The sequence below is a fragment of the Winslowiella toletana genome (assembly GCF_032164335.1).
Taxonomy (GTDB): domain Bacteria; phylum Pseudomonadota; class Gammaproteobacteria; order Enterobacterales; family Enterobacteriaceae; genus Erwinia; species Erwinia toletana_A.
Genome location: NZ_CP134152.1, coordinates 3,540,565 through 3,557,390, shown reverse-complemented (window position 1 = coordinate 3,557,390; position 16,826 = coordinate 3,540,565). Strand labels below are relative to the sequence as shown.

At 53.5% G+C, this 16,826-nt stretch carries 13 protein-coding genes; 6 read left to right on the top strand and 7 right to left on the bottom strand.

Annotated features, from left to right (window positions below; all coding sequences use genetic code 11):
- Positions 1-70: 70 nt before the first annotated feature.
- Complete coding sequence (locus RIN69_RS16615) at positions 71-844, top strand: DUF3750 domain-containing protein (protein ID WP_313853154.1); 774 nt, start codon at positions 71-73, stop codon at positions 842-844.
- Between the two features lie 36 nt (positions 845-880).
- Here RIN69_RS16615 and mgtE read toward each other — a convergent pair whose 3' ends face one another.
- Positions 881-2,317: a magnesium transporter gene (gene mgtE / locus RIN69_RS16610; protein ID WP_313853153.1), complete on the bottom strand. Its 1,437-nt coding sequence runs from the start codon at positions 2,315-2,317 to the stop codon at positions 881-883.
- Positions 2,318-2,445: 128 nt separating this feature from the next.
- The gene (locus RIN69_RS16605; RefSeq protein WP_313853151.1) at positions 2,446-2,634 is read right to left on the bottom strand and encodes a YfgG family protein; all 189 of its coding nucleotides are present in this window, start codon (positions 2,632-2,634) and stop codon (positions 2,446-2,448) included.
- Positions 2,635-2,948: 314 nt separating this feature from the next.
- Here RIN69_RS16605 and RIN69_RS16600 point away from each other — a divergent pair, with 314 nt between their 5' ends.
- Positions 2,949-5,183 (top strand): sensor domain-containing phosphodiesterase, encoded by a 2,235-nt coding sequence (locus tag RIN69_RS16600; RefSeq protein ID WP_313853150.1) that lies wholly within the window; start codon positions 2,949-2,951, stop codon positions 5,181-5,183.
- Here RIN69_RS16600 and tehB read toward each other — a convergent pair.
- The 3 genes from tehB to ppk1 form a co-directional block, all read right to left on the bottom strand.
- Positions 5,173-5,781: a tellurite resistance methyltransferase TehB gene (gene tehB, locus RIN69_RS16595; protein WP_313853148.1), complete on the bottom strand. Its 609-nt coding sequence runs from the start codon at positions 5,779-5,781 to the stop codon at positions 5,173-5,175. The genes RIN69_RS16600 and tehB overlap by 11 nt on opposite strands.
- Positions 5,782-5,872: 91 nt before the next feature.
- Complete coding sequence (gene ppx / locus RIN69_RS16590; protein WP_313853147.1) at positions 5,873-7,399, bottom strand: exopolyphosphatase; 1,527 nt, start codon at positions 7,397-7,399, stop codon at positions 5,873-5,875.
- 6 nt (positions 7,400-7,405) lie between these two features.
- Positions 7,406-9,466: a polyphosphate kinase 1 gene (gene ppk1, locus RIN69_RS16585; RefSeq protein WP_313853146.1), complete on the bottom strand. Its 2,061-nt coding sequence runs from the start codon at positions 9,464-9,466 to the stop codon at positions 7,406-7,408.
- 154 nt (positions 9,467-9,620) lie between these two features.
- Here ppk1 and RIN69_RS16580 point away from each other — a divergent pair, with 154 nt between their 5' ends.
- The 3 genes from RIN69_RS16580 to pstB are packed head-to-tail and all read left to right on the top strand — an operon-like array spanning position 9,621 to position 14,202.
- Positions 9,621-11,756 (top strand): ABC transporter permease subunit, encoded by a 2,136-nt coding sequence (locus RIN69_RS16580; RefSeq protein WP_313853145.1) that lies wholly within the window; start codon positions 9,621-9,623, stop codon positions 11,754-11,756.
- Positions 11,753-13,405 carry a phosphate ABC transporter permease PstA gene (gene pstA / locus RIN69_RS16575; RefSeq protein ID WP_313853144.1) on the top strand — a complete coding sequence of 551 codons (1,653 nt, stop codon included), beginning with the start codon at positions 11,753-11,755 and terminating at the stop codon, positions 13,403-13,405. Before RIN69_RS16580 ends, pstA begins: the two co-directional genes overlap by 4 nt.
- Positions 13,406-13,419: 14 nt before the next feature.
- Positions 13,420-14,202 (top strand): phosphate ABC transporter ATP-binding protein PstB, encoded by a 783-nt coding sequence (pstB, locus tag RIN69_RS16570; RefSeq protein ID WP_313853143.1) that lies wholly within the window; start codon positions 13,420-13,422, stop codon positions 14,200-14,202.
- 55 nt (positions 14,203-14,257) lie between these two features.
- Here the strand turns inward: pstB and purN are convergent, their stop codons facing one another.
- Both purN and purM read right to left on the bottom strand, forming a co-directional pair.
- Positions 14,258-14,896: a phosphoribosylglycinamide formyltransferase gene (gene purN, locus RIN69_RS16565; protein ID WP_313853142.1), complete on the bottom strand. Its 639-nt coding sequence runs from the start codon at positions 14,894-14,896 to the stop codon at positions 14,258-14,260.
- Positions 14,893-15,933: a phosphoribosylformylglycinamidine cyclo-ligase gene (purM, locus tag RIN69_RS16560; protein WP_313853141.1), complete on the bottom strand. Its 1,041-nt coding sequence runs from the start codon at positions 15,931-15,933 to the stop codon at positions 14,893-14,895. The genes purN and purM overlap by 4 nt, the downstream gene beginning before the upstream one ends.
- A 230-nt stretch (positions 15,934-16,163) precedes the next feature.
- Here purM and upp point away from each other — a divergent pair, with 230 nt between their 5' ends.
- Positions 16,164-16,790, top strand: a complete 627-nt coding sequence (upp, locus tag RIN69_RS16555) for a uracil phosphoribosyltransferase (RefSeq protein ID WP_313853139.1) — start codon at positions 16,164-16,166, stop codon at positions 16,788-16,790.
- Positions 16,791-16,826: the final 36 nt, after the last annotated feature.

Here is a 16,826-nt window from a genome sequence, read left to right as displayed (position 1 = left end):
AAAACGGTGGGTTGTTACTGCAGGCGAAGACAATTTTTACTTTAATGGTTTTATCCAGGTCAGCTGAATTATGAATGTAGTTAAAGTGCTGAGTGCTGTTTTTATTTGCGTACTGTTGCTCTCTTTTTGCCAAAGTCTGGTTAAATCGATGCGCAGTAACGAAGGAGCAAAAGTTGAAAACTGGTGGTCGGCACGGCGTGATTCGGCCGGCATAGCCCCCAGTCCGCAGCAATATGCCAGTACGGCGATTGTTCAGGTCTATGCCGCGCATACTTTTGGCTGGAAAGGGCTGTTCGCGGTTCATCCATGGATTATTTTTAAAAAAGCCGGTGAAACCGAATATCAGCGCTACGAAGTGGTCAGTTGGGGCAGTGATAACCGGGTGCGGCGCAACTATGCCACGCCGGATGGCTTCTGGTATGGCGCAAAGCCAGGATTGCTGGTGGAGCATCGCGGCGCGGCAGCCGAAGCGATGATACCCGCAATTGAAGCCGCGATTAAAAGTTATCCGTGGCCGCATACCTACCATGCCTGGCCTGGACCGAACAGCAACACTTTCCTCGCCCATATCGGCCGGGAAGTTCCCGGGCTGAAACTGGATCTACCGGCTAACGCCATTGGTAAAGATTACCGCCCGTTGCTGCATCCGGTTGGATTGCCGCCGTCAGGCAATGGGCTGCAAGTCTCGCTGTTGGGCGTGCTGGGAGTGATTATCAGTGGTGAGGAGGGGATGGAAGTGAATGTGCTTGGCATCAATCTTGGTGTCGGCTTTAAGCCGCTGACCCTGCGTTTACCATTTATCGGCCAGCTTGGTGATAATAATCTGGCAAAGCCGGACAGCTGAAGCCCGTGGGGGGATTGCCCCACGGGTTGCTAAAGGTTAGTGCAGTAAAAACACCGTCGCCAGACCGAGGAAGATAAAGAAGCCGCCGGTATCGGTTATCGCGGTGATTAATACGCTGGAGCCAACTGCCGGATCGCGTTTCAGTTTGGTCATAATTAATGGGATCATTACGCCCATGAACGCCGCCAGCAGAAGGTTCAACACCATCGCCAGCATCATTACGCCACCCAACGCCGGATTGTCATACATCAGCCAGGTAATCACGCCCATAATGCCGCCCCAGAACAGGCCATTAATCAGCGCGACACCTAATTCACGGATGACCAGGAATGAGAAGTTACCCGGCTCGACCTGATGCAGCGCCAGTGCGCGCACAATCATGGTGATAGTCTGGTTACCGGTGTTGCCGCCAATACCGGCGACAATCGGCATCAGTGCCGCCAGTGCTACCAGCTCCGAGATAGTGGCTTCAAACAGACCAATAACGCGTGAGGCGACAAATGCCGTGCAGAGATTGATCGCCAGCCAGGCCCAACGGGTGCGCACCGCCTTTTTAACTGGCGCAAACACATCTTCGTCCGGGCTAAGGCCACCCATCTTACGAATATTGCTGTCGCTCTCTTCGTTAACTAAATCCACCACATCTTCGATGGTGACACGACCAATCAGCTTACCTTTCTGATCGATAACCGCCGCTGATATCAGGTTATAACGTTCGAAGGCACCGGCTGCATCTTCTGCTTTATCATCCAGCCGGAAAGTGGTCGGTTGCTTATTCATCACCTCGAACACTTTTTTATCCGGTGTATTCAACAAAATATCGGTCAGCGGCACTTCGCCGAGCAGCACGTTGTTTTTATCGGTGACAAACAGTTTATCGGTACCGTCCGGCATCGACTTCTTGCGGCGCAGAAAACGCTGCACGGTTGCCAGCGAGATGTCGGCACGCACCGTCAGCAAATTGAAGTCCATGATGCGACCGACGCGATCGCGGTCGAAATGCATCATGTTCAGCACGTGCGCACGCTGGCTCTGTTCCAGCGAGGTCAGTAAGCGGCCGGTTAAATCACGTGAGAGATATTTGGCGAGATAAGCCTGATCGTCTATATCCAGCGGCTCAATCGCCTGCAGGATGGCTTTATCACTCATCTCCTCAATCAGACTTTCCCAGACGCTTTCAGATGCTTCAACCAGCACCTGGCCGCGGCGCTCGTTATCGATCAGACGCCAGAATGCCTGGCGTTCGTCTTCGGGAAGCGCTTCGAGAATGTCGGCGAGGTCAGCGGCGTGCAGCAGCGTGATGGACTGCTTCAGTTCCTCGGTTTGTTGTTCGACCGTCTGCTTTTCCAGATCGGTTTCGTTATGCGGCCGTTCAAGCAGGGTATCAACTAAATCATTATTATTAAGTAGCAGGTTAAGAATTCGACTACGAATTTCAGCCAGCTGCTGGGCGTGAGAAGCAGGTGCAGACATAAATATCCCTTGTGTCTGTAGAGCAACACGTCAAAAGTGGCTTAAAGCCGACAAAAAATGTATGAAATGAGGGTAAGTTGTCTCATGCAAGGCAACTTAACGCTCGTATCATAACGTGACGCAGAGCATTATTCAGTATTGACGGGTGTGGCGATTGTCGATGTTTCAGGCATCGCTTTTTTTTGCTGATGATGGTCAATCGCGCCTGGAATGGAATAAATCAAACGTCCAAGCAGAATGATAAAACTGATCAGCAATACGATGCGCGTCATCCGCCCCGTTTTTTTGTGTCGTTTCATAGTCATAGCGTTGTGCACGCAATGGGCTCCTGTGGTTGGCTTACGAAAGTAAGCGACTTAGTTATTTAGGCACAGCATAGCGGCCAGGTCAATCTGCTGCGGATGCTTACCGTGCAAAAATATCACCTGATTACCTGCCGTTAATTAAACAGGTTGGCTGTACAAAAATTTATCTGATGATGAGTTGATTTATGTCAAACTGGCAATGACCTGGTTGCATGTCAGGTAGCTCCCGTCACGGGGGCGGGCCAGCCCCAATGGGCTTCTTCAGGATGAAGAGCAGCAAAACGGCACGGAATGCTTGCCGGGTTCTGCAATATACGATGATGCATATGCGCAAAAAATTCTGTTTTAAACAGTTCAGCACTCGCTGGTGGGGATTACCGCTGATACTGCCGTTAATCCTGATGCCGTTTTCCAGTCATTTCTCTGCTCGTCTGCAACTTCCCGACGGTGATGTCTATCTTATTTATCTGCCGCTGGCGATGATGGTCGCGATGCTGATGGTATTTGACTGGGCGGCGCTGCCAGGGGTGGGTATCGCATTGCTGTGCCGGTTTATTCTGCATATCTCACCGGCTCAGGCGCTGATTGCCAGCATCATCTTTTTGGCCGCGATGAGCATCAGCTGGACCGGCTACCGCATGCATGCGCGTAGCCGCTGGAGTGCCGGGTTTGGTGAATTCAGCATGATGCCGGTTCGTCTGTTCTGGCTGGGATTTTTCCTGCCAACGTTGATGCTGATCCTGCTACAAACCGTGGTGACGCTGGGCGTGCTGCCGGAAGCGAGCGGGATCTTTTCCCCGGATCCTTTTACCATCCGAACGTTAATCAACTACCAGTCGCTGCTACTCTCCTGTATTTCTCTGATGCAGGTCTACTACTGGTTGATTCGCATTATCAAAAGACCCCGTTTCGCCCCATTGCTATGGGGACGCCTGAAGCGACAAATCGCCGATGAGGTGACCTGGCGCGAATTAATCTGCTGGGCGATGCTGATGGCCGTGATACTGGCTATTCTTACCCATTTCCGCCTTGACCGGGAAAATCTGCTGACCAGTGATTACACCCTGACGCTGTTGCTGCCGCTGATGCTATGGGCCGCGATGCGCTTTGGCTATCTGATGACCTCACTCAGCTGGTCACTGATTCTGGTGGCGCTGTATCAGTTTCGTGAGCAGTTTGTCGATATGCAGACTCAGCTACTGCACCTGGCGATTATCTCCTCGAATTTGCTGGTATTTACCCTGACTATTTTTATGATGGCGGCGATTGGTAACCGCCAACGGCGGATTATTTTTAAATCCCGGCGCGCCGCGCTGACCGATCCGGTGATTGGCTTGCCCAATCTGCGGGCACTTAATGTCGATCTCGCGAGCCGCGCCCAGTCTACGCTGTGCTTTTTGCGTATACCTGAACTGGATCTGTTAAGTCGGACCTATGGTCTGCAACTGCGCATTCAATATAAGCGTTGTCTGGCAGGTCATCTCCGTCCTTTGCTGCGCCCGGGAGAAGACGTCTACCAGTTACCGGGATTTGATCTGGCGTTGCAACTGGAAAGCGCTACCCACCTGGTCCGTATCGAAGAGATTGCTACCCGGCTAAAAAACTATCGCCTGACGTGGGATGGTTTACCGCTGCAGCCGAGCGTCGGGCTGAGTTTTTGCACCGTCAGACCGCCGGTGAGCCATCTGCATGAACTGCTGGGAGAGCTGAGTGCCATGGCTGAAGTGTCGCTGAATAGCGGACTGCCGGAGAATTTGCAGCAGGGTGGCGTGCCGGTGCAGCGCAAGGTAAAAGACAAACTGTCGATGTTGCATGAAGTGCAACATGCGCTGGATGACAATAAGTTTGTGTTACTGGCTCAGCGTATACAGGGGCTTCGCGGCGATGACTATCATGAAATTCTGCTGCGAATGGTAGATTCACACGGCAATCAGCTGAAGCCGGAGGTTTTCCTGCCGGTGGTGCACGAGTTTGGCATGAGCTGGGAGATCGACCGCTGGGTACTTGATCATACGCTGTGCTTTATCGATCAGCATCGTGAGGCGCTGCCTGCGGCACGCTTTTCGGTTAATCTTTTTGCCTCCACTTTGTGTCGTCCGTACCTGGCGCGTGAAATTGATACCATGCTGAAAACCTACAATGTGGAGCCGTGGCAGCTGATCGTTGAAGTAGAAGAGTCGCATATGCTCAGTGATTTCAGCTGGGGAAATCGCTCGATCAATCAGTTGCGCTATCTGGGGTGTCGGGTGGCAATCGATGACTTTGGCACCGGCTATGCCAGCTATACCCGTCTGAAGGAAGTGCAGGCCGATATGCTAAAAATAGATGGCAGCTTTGTGCGCAACATTCTGACCAGCAGCCTCGATTATAATATTATCGAGTCTATTTGCTGCGTCGCCCGCCTGAAGCGAATGAAGGTGGTGGCTGAGTTTGTCGAATCAGATGAAATAGCCGCCGCGCTAAAAAAGCTCGGGGTCGATTATTTGCAGGGCTATGCCATCAGTATGCCGCAGCTCCTGTCGAGCTTAGCCCCTGCAGTTAACCCTGATATCAATCCTTAGTCGGAGCCTTTTGCGCCAGCAGGGTGGCGAAACGCAACTTAATGCGGTTGCCGTTTTCGTCGGTTTTAAACAGCTCACCGACTTCCTCGTTGTACTTCAGAATATGCCATTTGCGGTAATAGTGGCTGAGCTCACCGGATTTAAAGGTGAACGGGAAGGGCAGATTGCAGGGATAATCGTCGGTGTTCATCGCGGCAACGATCAGGTTATAACCATTTTTTACCGTGCTGGCCTGCATATCGGCAATCATCTGCGGGATGGTTTCCGGTTGCAGAAACATCATTACCACGGTAGAGAACACCAGCTGGTACTCGCCATTAAAACGCAGGGTATCCAGATCTTTAATATCGGTGCTGATACCGTCTAACGACTCTTGCCCGATGATGTGATTCAGTTTGGCGATGCTCTGCGGATTTTTATCCCAGGCGGTAAGTTCAAAGCCTTGCTGATTCAGGTACAGCGTATTGCGTCCGTTGCCGCAGCCAAGATCCAGCGCTTTACCGGGCGCAATGCGACTGGCAGCCTCGACGATTTCAGAATGGGGCGCACTGAGTGCATACTTTTGGAACAGATCGTTGCGGGTATCTGGAGTTGTCATAATAAAACCGTTATTAAATGATAGCCGGACATTATCAGCAACGGCGAGGTTCGAATCGCCGTTGCTGGCGGCTTTAAACTGTGCCGGATTTTTACGGCGCTTCCTGGATCATCAGCTTCCAGCCGACCACATCTTCCCAGTACGCCTGCTCGCGCTCAAGATCGAGTTGTACCAGGTTATTCTGAGCAAAGTAGCCGGCAGGGAAGGTCAGCGTCCAGTGGCCATCATCCGTTTCCAGCAGCAAGGTGTCGGGTTTAGTGGTTGCCTGGCGCTGATTGTTCAGCAGCGCACCTAACCGCAGCAGAAACACCAGCGGCAAAAATTGCTTCTTCTTAAACAGGGTAAAACGCGGCATCTCATCCACTTTCACCGCTTTACGATGATAGCGTACCAGCATCGCCAGCAGTGATTGTTGATCCTGATTAAAGCCCGGCATATTGGTATTTTGCAGGATATAAGAGGAGTGGCGCTGTAATCCGCTGTGATTAATGCTCAACCCCACTTCATGCAGCATGGATGCCCATTTGAGCAGCGCTGCCAGCTGGGGATTGGCCTGTTTTGGATTTTGATTTTTCCATTGCAGATAGAGTAGCTCAGTGGTGTCGAGTACCCGACGGGCCTGGTCGGTGTCGATGTTGTAGTGATTCGCCAGGCTTTGTGCCGTGCGGCTACGAATATCCTGATGGCGGAAACGGCCTTCCATCTCATACAGCACACCTTCACGCAGCGCACCGTCCGAAAGGCGCAGCTCGCGGATCGCCAGCGCATCAAACACGCCGCACAAAATCGACAGTCCCGGAACAAATACCGCTTTACGCTCATCCGACAAGCCCGGCAGGCTTAAGGCATCAAAGGACTTATGCTTAATCACCTCGTCATACAGCATTTCGAGGCGCTCCGGGGTAATCAGCTTATCTTTCTCACCCATTGCCTGTAGCACTTCACAGGCTGCTTTGATGGTGCCTGATGCGCCAAGGGCAAACTGCCAGCCGAGCAGGCGATATTGCCAGGCAAGGGTTTCCAGCTTTTGCGCGGCGGCCAGCCGTGCGCGGCGGAAATTCTCTTTACTGATCTCGCGCTGCGGGAAATAGAGATTGGCAAAACTGACGCAGCCCATGCGTCGGCTTTCAACCAGCTTGGGTTCAAAATCTTCGCCGATCACCAGTTCGGTCGAACCACCGCCGATATCAATCACCAGCTTACGGCCTTTCTCTGGCTGGGTGTGTTCCACCCCCATAAAGATCAGGCGTGCTTCTTCATGACCAGAGATCACTTCGATCGGATACGGAATGACATCGGCGGCGCGCTGGAGAAAATCCTCCGCATTAACCGCCTGACGTAAAGTATGGGTGCCGACAATAGTCACATTGGCCGGGCTGAAGCCTTGCAAGCGCTCGGCAAACAGCGCCAGGCAATTCAGACCTCGCTGAATCGCATCTTCACTCAGCACATTGTTGGCATCCAGCCCGTCGGCCAGATGTACCCGCTGTTTCAACCTTCCCAGCACCTGCATGGCACCATCCACCACGCGTGCAATCACCATGTGGAAACTGTTTGAACCGAGGTCAATAGCAGCAAATTCCTGCGGTTTGGGCGTACTTTTATGGGATATTGGCATAGTGAATTATTCAGGTTGTTCCAGGGATTTGATGTAATCGTAAATGGCTAACTGCGCGCGAACCTTACGGCGGTTGCCACGCGGCACATAACGATTACTCAGCTCTTTATCAACGAAGCGAGCTTTCAGGGTATCACTGAACAGGATGCCAATAATATCCAGTATGCGCTGTTTCAGCGTGGGATCGAGGATCGCCACCGCCACTTCGATACGGTAATCAATATTACGGGTCATCCAGTCGGCAGAAGAGAGATAGACTTTTTTATCGCCGCCGTTATCAAAAATATACACCCGGTCATGCTCAAGATAGCGATCTACGATACTGATTACCTTGATATTATCGCTGATGCCTTCAAGATTCGGGATCAACGAACACATACCGCGGATCAGCAGATTAACCTGCACCCCAACGCTTGATGCGGTGTACAGCCTGTCGACTAAACCTTTATCCACCAGGTTGTTCACTTTCAGCGTAATGCCAGCCGCAATACCGTTCTGCGCATTGGCAATTTCATTATCGATCAGCTGATAAAGCATCCGGCGCGAGTTTTGCGGCGAGACCATCAGATGTTCAAAACTGACCGGGCGGTAAGGATTTTCGATAAAGTTAAACACCCGGCGCACTTCATTTGTAATGCGCGCATCGGCGGTCAGTAATGAATAGTCGGTATAGATGCGTGCGGTCTTCTCATTAAAGTTACCGGTGCCAATATGAGCGTAGCGCACAATTTCATCGTTCTCACGGCGTGAGATTAAAAACAGTTTGGCGTGGATCTTTAAGCCCGGCGCGGAGAAGATCACATGAACACCCGCTTCGGTTAAGCGTTTTGCCCAATGAATATTGGCGGCTTCGTCGAAACGTGCCTGTAACTCGACCACGACCGTGACTTTTTTGCCGTTATAAGCGGCGTGGATCATTGCATCAATAATGCGCGAGTTTTTCGCCACGCGATAAATATTGATTTTAATCGCCAGTACGCTCGGGTCAAACGACGCCTGGCGCAGCAGCTCCAGCACGTGCTCGAAGGTGTGATAAGGATAATAGAGCAGCACGTCGCGATGACGAATAGCATCAAAGCCGTTACGGAAGCCATCAAACCAGATATGGCGCAGCTGCGGCAGTGGCTTGTTGACCAGATTGGCTTTGCCGACGTTAGGGAAACTAATAAAGTCTTTAAAGTTATGGTAACGGCCGCCAGGTATAATTGAGTCGTAATTCGAGATGCTGAGTTTGCCGCGCAGCAGTTCGACCATCGCATCCGGCATATCACGCTGATAAACAAAGCGTACCGGCTCAGCGGTCAGACGCTGTTTCAGGCTGGATGACATCAGTTCCAGCAGGCTGGATTCCATCTCAGTAACCAGATCGTACTCGGCGTCACGCGTCATTTTCATTGAGTAAGCGTTGAGCGCGTCATAATCGAAAAAGCCTTTAAAGATATCATCCAGGCAATAGCGCAGAATGTTATCGAGCAAGATCATCGGCTTGCGGCGGCGTGGCGTTTCCGGCGGCAGATTAACGAAGCGCGGCACTTTATCGGAAGGGATCTCCAGCAGTGCATAGCGGATATCTTCGCCGCGAATAATCTCGATCGCCAGATAGGTATAGTCGTCTTTCAGAAACTCGGTCAGATCGGTATCACGGTTGATCAAAATCGGCGTGATGTGCTGGCGCAGATGGTGTTTAAAGTAGTGCCGCAGCCAGTTCTGTTGATTTGGCGACAGCTGACGCTCATTGATCAGAAAGATCTGGTTGCGCGCCATTTCCAGCAGCAGATCGTTATATAGGCCGTCGAACTCCTGATCGGCTTTCATTACCCGCTGCTGAATCTTTTTCAGCAAGTGGCGCGGCGTACTGGGCGAACCCTGTTCTTCGCCTATCAGAATGCGGCGCTTCAAATCGGCAAAGCGGACCTTATAAAATTCATCAAGATTATTGGAGTAAATGCCGAGAAAACGCATCCGCTCAATTAGCGGATTGCTCTTGTCTGCTGCTTCCTGCAATACACGTTCATTAAAAGATAACCAGCTCAGTTCTTTTTCAATGTATAACTTTTCCTGACCCATTTTTACTCCGATGTGCTGATTCAGGACCAAGGTATCCGGTGTCCAAATCCATTATGGCGAGAGTATGGCTGCATTGTCCAACCTCAATAGTTGTCTTATCAAGCGGCTACGGGCAACATAGCGGCCTCAAAGCGAAACGGAACCTTTTTCTGGCATGATCGACAACCATATTCCGGTGCAATACAGCGACTCAAGGCGGCGATTTATCGACCGGCTGACGCATCGCGTGGTCACGGCCTGTGGCGTCGGTATCCTGCTGGTCATGATGCTGCTGTTTTTCTGGTTAATCTGGGTAGTGACGCCGCTGTTTACTGCGCCTTCACTCCAGCAAGTCAGCCACTTTGCTTTATGGCAACCGCAACCTGCGGTGGCGATTGGCCTGAATGGCAAGTGGGGCTGGCGTATCGATCAGCATGGCAGCGCCCGTTTTATTCCGCTCAGCGGCGAGCCGGCTGAACCGGCACTGCAGCTGGCCACTGGCCCGGTTCAGGCGGCGGTTACCGCCGATAAATCTGCGGTGGCATTGTTACAGCCTGATGGCAGTATTAAATTAATAACCGCCGATTTTACCGCCAGCGAGGGTGAGCCACGCTGGAAATTTCCGCTCGGCGACCGCGCGCTGGCGATTTCAGCACGGTCTTTGCGTCATCCCGCCGTCGCGCATCCCGCAGACGATCGCTGGCTGTTTGCCGCCGCCAGCGATAATACCATTGAGCTGGCACGGCTACAGCCCAACCAGACGCCGCAAATTCAGACCATCAATCAGGCAGGGACAGATCAGCTGCTGCTGACGCCAGATGGAAAGCTGCTGTTTGCGCTGGCAGATAATCTGCTGCGCGTCTGGCGCATTACGGCGGACAATATTACCCTGCGCGATACCATCACGCTGCAGGAAAAACCGCAGGAAATGCTGCTATTAAGCGGCGGTGACTCGTTGTTGCTTGCCGGGCCATCCGGCATTGCGCAATGGTTTGATATCGCCAGCCCTACAGGTCCGCATCTTAACTTTATCCGCAATTTTACCGGCGCTAAGGCGCAACCGCTGTTCTTCAGTGAAACTCATCGCCGGGTGTTCGCCACCCTCAGCCCGCAAGGCCAGCTTACGCTATTTGCCAGTAAACAGGACGGCGCGATTTTCTCGCATTCGCTGCCTGCCGGGATTACTGCCGCCGAGTTTGCACCACAGGGGAATGGACTGCTGGTGGAAAGTCAGGGTGAGTGGCGCTACTTCAGCTTGCACAATCCTTTGCCGGATTTTAGCTGGCGCAGTCTGTGGCAGAAAGTCTGGTATGAAAACTATCCGCAGCCGGCGTGGGTATGGCAATCGACGGCGGCTGAAGATTACTACCAGGGAAAATTCAGTCTGGTGCCGATGGTATCCGGCACGCTAAAAGCCGCCGCGTTGGCGCTGCTGTTCGCCACGCCGCTGGCGCTGGCTGCTGCAATTTATACCGCCTGGTTTATGTCACCCGCGCTGCGGCGCTGGGTGAAACCGGCTATCGAAATGATGGGCGCGCTACCCAGCGTGGTGGTGGGCCTGATTGCCGGGCTGTGGCTGGCTCCACGCATTGCCGATCATCTGTCCGGCGTGCTGCTGCTGCCGTTTGTGCTGGCCGCGACGCTGTTGCTCTGTGGCTGGGGCTCAAGCCGCTTGCCGCCGCGCTGGCGACATCGGCTGTGTGCCGATGGCCGTGAGGTGTGGATACTGGTGCCGCTGTTGCTATTGGTCAGCCTGCTGACGCTGTGGCTGGTGCCCTTACTGGACGGCTGGCTGTTTAGCCGCGGGCTGGCAGAACGTCTGGCGCACGGCTATGAGCAGCGCAATTTGCTGGTTGCTGGCGTGGCGATGGGATTTGCGCTGGTGCCGCTGATTTTTACCCTGGCAGAAGATGCAATTTTTAGCGTTCCCGCCTCGTTGGGGCAAGGTTCACTGGCGCTGGGTGCCACGCCATGGCAAACCTTGTCACGCGTGGTGTTACCCGGCGCATCGGCAGGTATTTTCGCCGCGCTGATGATCGGTTTTGGTCGCGCGGTGGGGGAAACCATGATTGTGCTAATGGCGACCGGCAATACGCCAGTTACCGATGGCGGTTTGTTCCACGGTTTGCGAACGCTGTCGGCCAATATTGCCGTCGAAATGCCGGAAGCGGCGGCGGGTAGTGCACATTACCGTATTCTGTTCCTCAGCGCGCTGGTGCTGCTGTTGTTTACTCTGGTGGTGAATACGCTGGCAGAAGTGGTGCGCCAGCGGTTGCGTCAGCGCTATGGTCAGCATGAGGGGCAGGGATGAATAAGTGGATGGCGAAGAACGACCGCTGGCGCTGGTTAACCGCCGGTGCAGTGGCGTTCAGCCTGCTGGCGTTTTTGCTGCTGATTAGCTTACTGGCCTGGCAAGGATTACGCGGTTTCTGGCCCCAGCCGGTAACGCTGTTTACGCTTAATCAATCTGCTGCGGGCAACGTGCAGTTACTGGGCGAGGTGGTGAATCGCAGCCAGGTTTCCCGCCAGCAGTTGCAGGATAGCGGTAGCCGCATCGCTGAGTCGTTACCGGAAACGGTCACGCGTTATCTGATCAAAACCGGCAACCGTGATTTTGCCGCGCCGGATTTTCGCACGCTGTTGTCCAGCGATATCGCTCAGCGGCAGCAACCGGAAGAGATTATCGTGTTGCAGCGCCGCACGGGTGGCAACGCTTATGGCTGGTTTGCCGGTTTGCGCGACGGTACTCAGCCTTTAGTGGCGCAAAATATGAAAGCTGCGCTTCAACAGCGGCTGCAGCAAACTCGCCTGCAACTGGAGCAGGCGGCGCATATTCGTCGCGTGGAGATGGCGCAGGTGAATGCTCAGCTGGAAGCTCTGCAGCTACAGGCGCAGGAGTTGCGTGAAGAGAAACAGTACGACGCGCAGGAGCAGTCGATTCATCAGGCGGGGCGGGCCGAACTACAGCGCCAGTTTAACCGGCTGGCGGCGCGGCTGGCGTCGCTTAACAGTGAAATTGAACGCAGCGCGCTATTGTTGCGTGATGCCAGTGGCAACGTGCAGCGTATTCCGCTGACGCAGATCGTCGCCGCCTGGTATCCGAATGCGATGACGCCTGGGCAAAAATGGCAGCATTTCGCCACGCAAATCTGGCATTTTATCAGCGATTCACCGGGCGAAAATCAGTCGGATGGCGGCGCGTTTCCGGCGATTTTTGGTACGGTGCTGATGGTGCTGTTGATGTCGGTGATGGTGATGCCGTTAGGCGTGATCGCTGCCGTCTGGCTGCATGAGTATGCTGACCGCAATGCATTAACGCGCCTGGTGCGGATTGCGGTAGTGAATCTTGCTGGCGTACCGTCGATTGTTTACGGCGTTTTTGGCCTCGGTTTTTTTGTCTGGCTAATTGGCGGCACGCTCGATCAGCTGTTTTTTCCGGCTTCGCTACCTAATCCGACTTTTGGCACCCCTGGCTTATTATGGGCCTCGCTAACGCTGGCACTGCTGACGTTACCGGTAGTGATTGTTGCGACCGAAGAGGGGCTGTCGCGGATCCCTTCCGCTTTGCGTCAGGGCTCGCTGGCGCTGGGCGCCACCCGGGCGGAAACCTTGTGGCACATCACCTTGCCGCTGGCATTACCGGCGATGCTGACCGGCCTGATTCTGGCGGTGGCACGCGCCGCTGGCGAAACTGCGCCACTGATGCTGGTCGGGGTAGTGAAGCTGGTACCGGAATTGCCGATTGACGGCATTTTCCCTTATCTGCATCTTGATCGTAAATTTATGCACCTTGGCTTCCAGATTTACGACCTGGCGTTCCAGAGTCCGAACGCCGAAGCGGAGCGCCCGCTGGTTTATGCGACGGCTTTATTACTGGTAAGCATTGTATTAGGACTGAATCTGGCGGCGATGGGCTTGCGCCATCGCCTGCGCGAGCGCTATCGTGCGCTGGTGCAATAACTGTGGACACTGTAATGCATTCAACCGTGGATTTTGCCGCAACAGAAACGGCGCTGGAACTGAATCAGCTGTCGTTGTGGTATGGCGATAAACAGGCGCTGAAAGATATCTCACTGCGGTTACCGAAAAACCGTATTACCGCGCTGATTGGCCCTTCCGGCTGTGGCAAATCGACGCTGCTGCGCTGCTTTAATCGTATGAACGATCTGATTGATGGCTGTCGGGTGGAAGGCGATATTCTGCTGGAGCAGCAGTCGATTCTGCAAAATACTGGCGACCTTTCCGCTCTGCGCCGCCGCGTGGGTATGGTATTTCAACGGCCAAATCCTTTTCCCAAGTCGATTTATGAAAATGTGGTATACGGACTGAGATTACAGGGCGTGCGCGACCGGCGGGTGCTGGATGAAGCGGTTGAGCGCGCGCTGCGCGCTGCGGCACTGTGGAGCGAGGTTAAAGACAGTCTGCGGCAGAATGCGCTGACGCTCTCCAGTGGTCAGCAGCAGCGCTTAGTGATTGCACGTGCCGTGGCGATTGAACCGGAGGTGTTGCTGCTTGATGAGCCAACCTCGGCACTCGATCCAATCTCGACGCTGGTGATTGAAGAGCTGATGACCACGCTAAAGCAGCATTTCACGCTTATTCTGGTGACGCATAACATGCAGCAGGCGGCACGCGTCTCGGACTATACCGCGTTTATGCATAATGGCAGCGTGGTGGAGTTTGCGCAGACCGACGATCTGTTTACCACACCGCAGGCGCGTCGTACTGAGGATTATATTACGGGCAGGTATGGTTAAAGATTAAAGCAGAGCAGCAAGAGTAACAGGCCAGCCATTGCTGGCCTGTTCTCATTTAGTCAATCGCGTAACCTTCGGCAGGCAGTTTTACACCGTCCATCCAGGCGGCATTATTCTGCATGGTCAGGCGACCATCGATAAACCAGCTGACAACCCGTGGATAGATAGCATATTCCTGTTGCTGCACGCGGGCATTGACTGCTTCTTCGCTATCACCGGCAAAAATCGGCACTTTAGCCTGTAAAATCACCGGGCCACCGTCCAGCTCATCGGTAACAAAATGCACCGAGGTGCCGTGCTGATCATCACCGTTTTCAATGGCTTTGCGATGGGTGTGCAGGCCGGGATATTTCGGCAGCAGCGAAGGGTGGATATTCAGCAGGCGCTGCTGATAATGCGCGACAAATGCCGGGCTGAGAATGCGCATATAGCCCGCCAGCACCACTAAATCCGGGCCGTAAGCGTCGATTTCCAGCATTAGCTGACGATCGAAAGCTTCACGGTCAGAAAACTGGGCGGCTTCCAGCGCATGGCCGGGAATGCCGGCGGCGCGTGCGCGTTCCAGACCAAAAGCGTCGGCTTTATTACTGAAAACGGCAGCAATGCTGCCGTTGATTTGTCCTTGCTGGCAGGCATCTAAAATGGCCTGAAGATTACTTCCGTTTCCGGAAACCAGCACGACTATCTTTTTCATGGATTAATAACCACACGCTCTTCAGCATCGGAAGCTTTAATCACGCCGATCTTCCACGCGAGTTCGCCAGCATCAGTCATTAACTGCACCGCTTTGTCGGCATCTGCCGGGCTGAGCGCGATAACCATACCGACGCCACAGTTAAAGGTGCGATACATTTCATGACGGCTGACATTACCTGCCTGCTGCATCCAGCTGAAAATGGCGGGCCACTGCCAGCTTGACTCTTCCAGCACGGCTTGGGTGTTATCTGGCAGCACGCGTGGGATGTTTTCCCAGAAGCCGCCGCCGGTCAAATGAGCAATGGCGTGCACATCAACCTGTTCGATCAGGCTGAGAATGTTTTTCACGTAAATGCGGGTTGGAGCCAGCAGATGATCGGCGATCGATTTGCCTTCCAACTGGGTGGTTTCCGGTTCGGTCTGGCTGACCTCGAGGATTTTGCGCACCAGTGAATAACCGTTAGAGTGCGGGCCACTTGAACCCAGCGCGATCAGTACATCGCCGTCCTGCACTTTGCTGCCGTCGATGATTTCTGATTTTTCCACCACGCCGACGCAAAAACCCGCCACGTCATAATCTTCGCCATGGTACATGCCCGGCATTTCAGCGGTTTCGCCGCCGACCAGAGCACAGCCAGACTGCTGGCAGCCTTCAGCAATACCGGTGATTACGCTGGCTGCGGTGTCCACATCCAGTTTGCCGGTAGCATAATAGTCGAGGAAGAACAGCGGCTCAGCACCCTGAACCACCAGGTCGTTAACACACATGGCGACCAGATCGATACCGATACTGTCGTGGCGTTTCAGATCCATTGCCAGACGCAGCTTGGTGCCGACGCCGTCAGTGCCGGAAACCAGAATTGGTTCGCGGTATTTTTGCGGCAGCGCACAAAGGGCACCGAAACCGCCCAGTCCACCCATCACTTCCGGGCGACGAGTCTTTTTCACTACGCCTTTAATACGATCGACTAAAGCATTACCAGCATCGATATCTACGCCGGCGTCTTTATAGCTGAGAGAGGTCTTGTCGGTCACTGCGAAATCCCCACGCGGTTGCGGTTGGTGGTTTGAAATTAAAGCGCGGCAATTCTATCAGCGCAGGCAAACGTTTGCGAGTCTCATCTTAGCTGACATTGCGTATCGCTAAATTTTAGACAATCCTTAGCTAATTGATCTTAATTGCTTCAAGTCATATGGCGTGCTGAAAAAAAGGCGGTATAATCCCGCGATTTTTTTTTGCCGCTAACCACTCCGGGAGAACAACAATGAAGATCGTGGAAGTCAAACACCCGCTCGTCAAACATAAACTGGGCCTGATGCGTGAGCATGATATCAGCACCAAGCGTTTTCGTGAGCTCGCCTCAGAAGTGGGAAGTTTGCTGACCTATGAAGCTACCTCGGATCTGGAAACCGAAAAAGTCACAATTGAAGGCTGGAATGGTCCGGTTGAGATCGAACAGATCAAAGGTAAGAAAATTACCGTCGTCCCGATTCTGCGTGCCGGTCTTGGCATGATGGAAGGGGTGCTGGAGCATGTACCGAGTGCGCGTATCAGTGTTGTTGGCGTCTATCGTGACGAAGAAACGCTGGAGCCGGTGCCGTATTTCCAGAAGCTGGTGTCAAATATTGAAGAGCGTCTGGCGTTGGTCGTTGACCCAATGCTGGCGACGGGCGGTTCAATGATTGCCACCATCGATCTGCTGAAAAAAGCCGGTTGTAACAGTATTAAAGTTCTGGTGCTGGTTGCCGCGCCGGAAGGGCTGGCGGCGCTGGAGAAAGCGCATCCGGATATTGAAGTCTATACCGCGTCGGTCGATCAGGGGCTGAACGAGAAAGGCTACATTATTCCTGGGCTCGGTGATGCCGGCGATAAGATTTTCGGAACCAAATAACTTCTTAAAAAAATGAAGCCGACCGCAGAGTCGGCT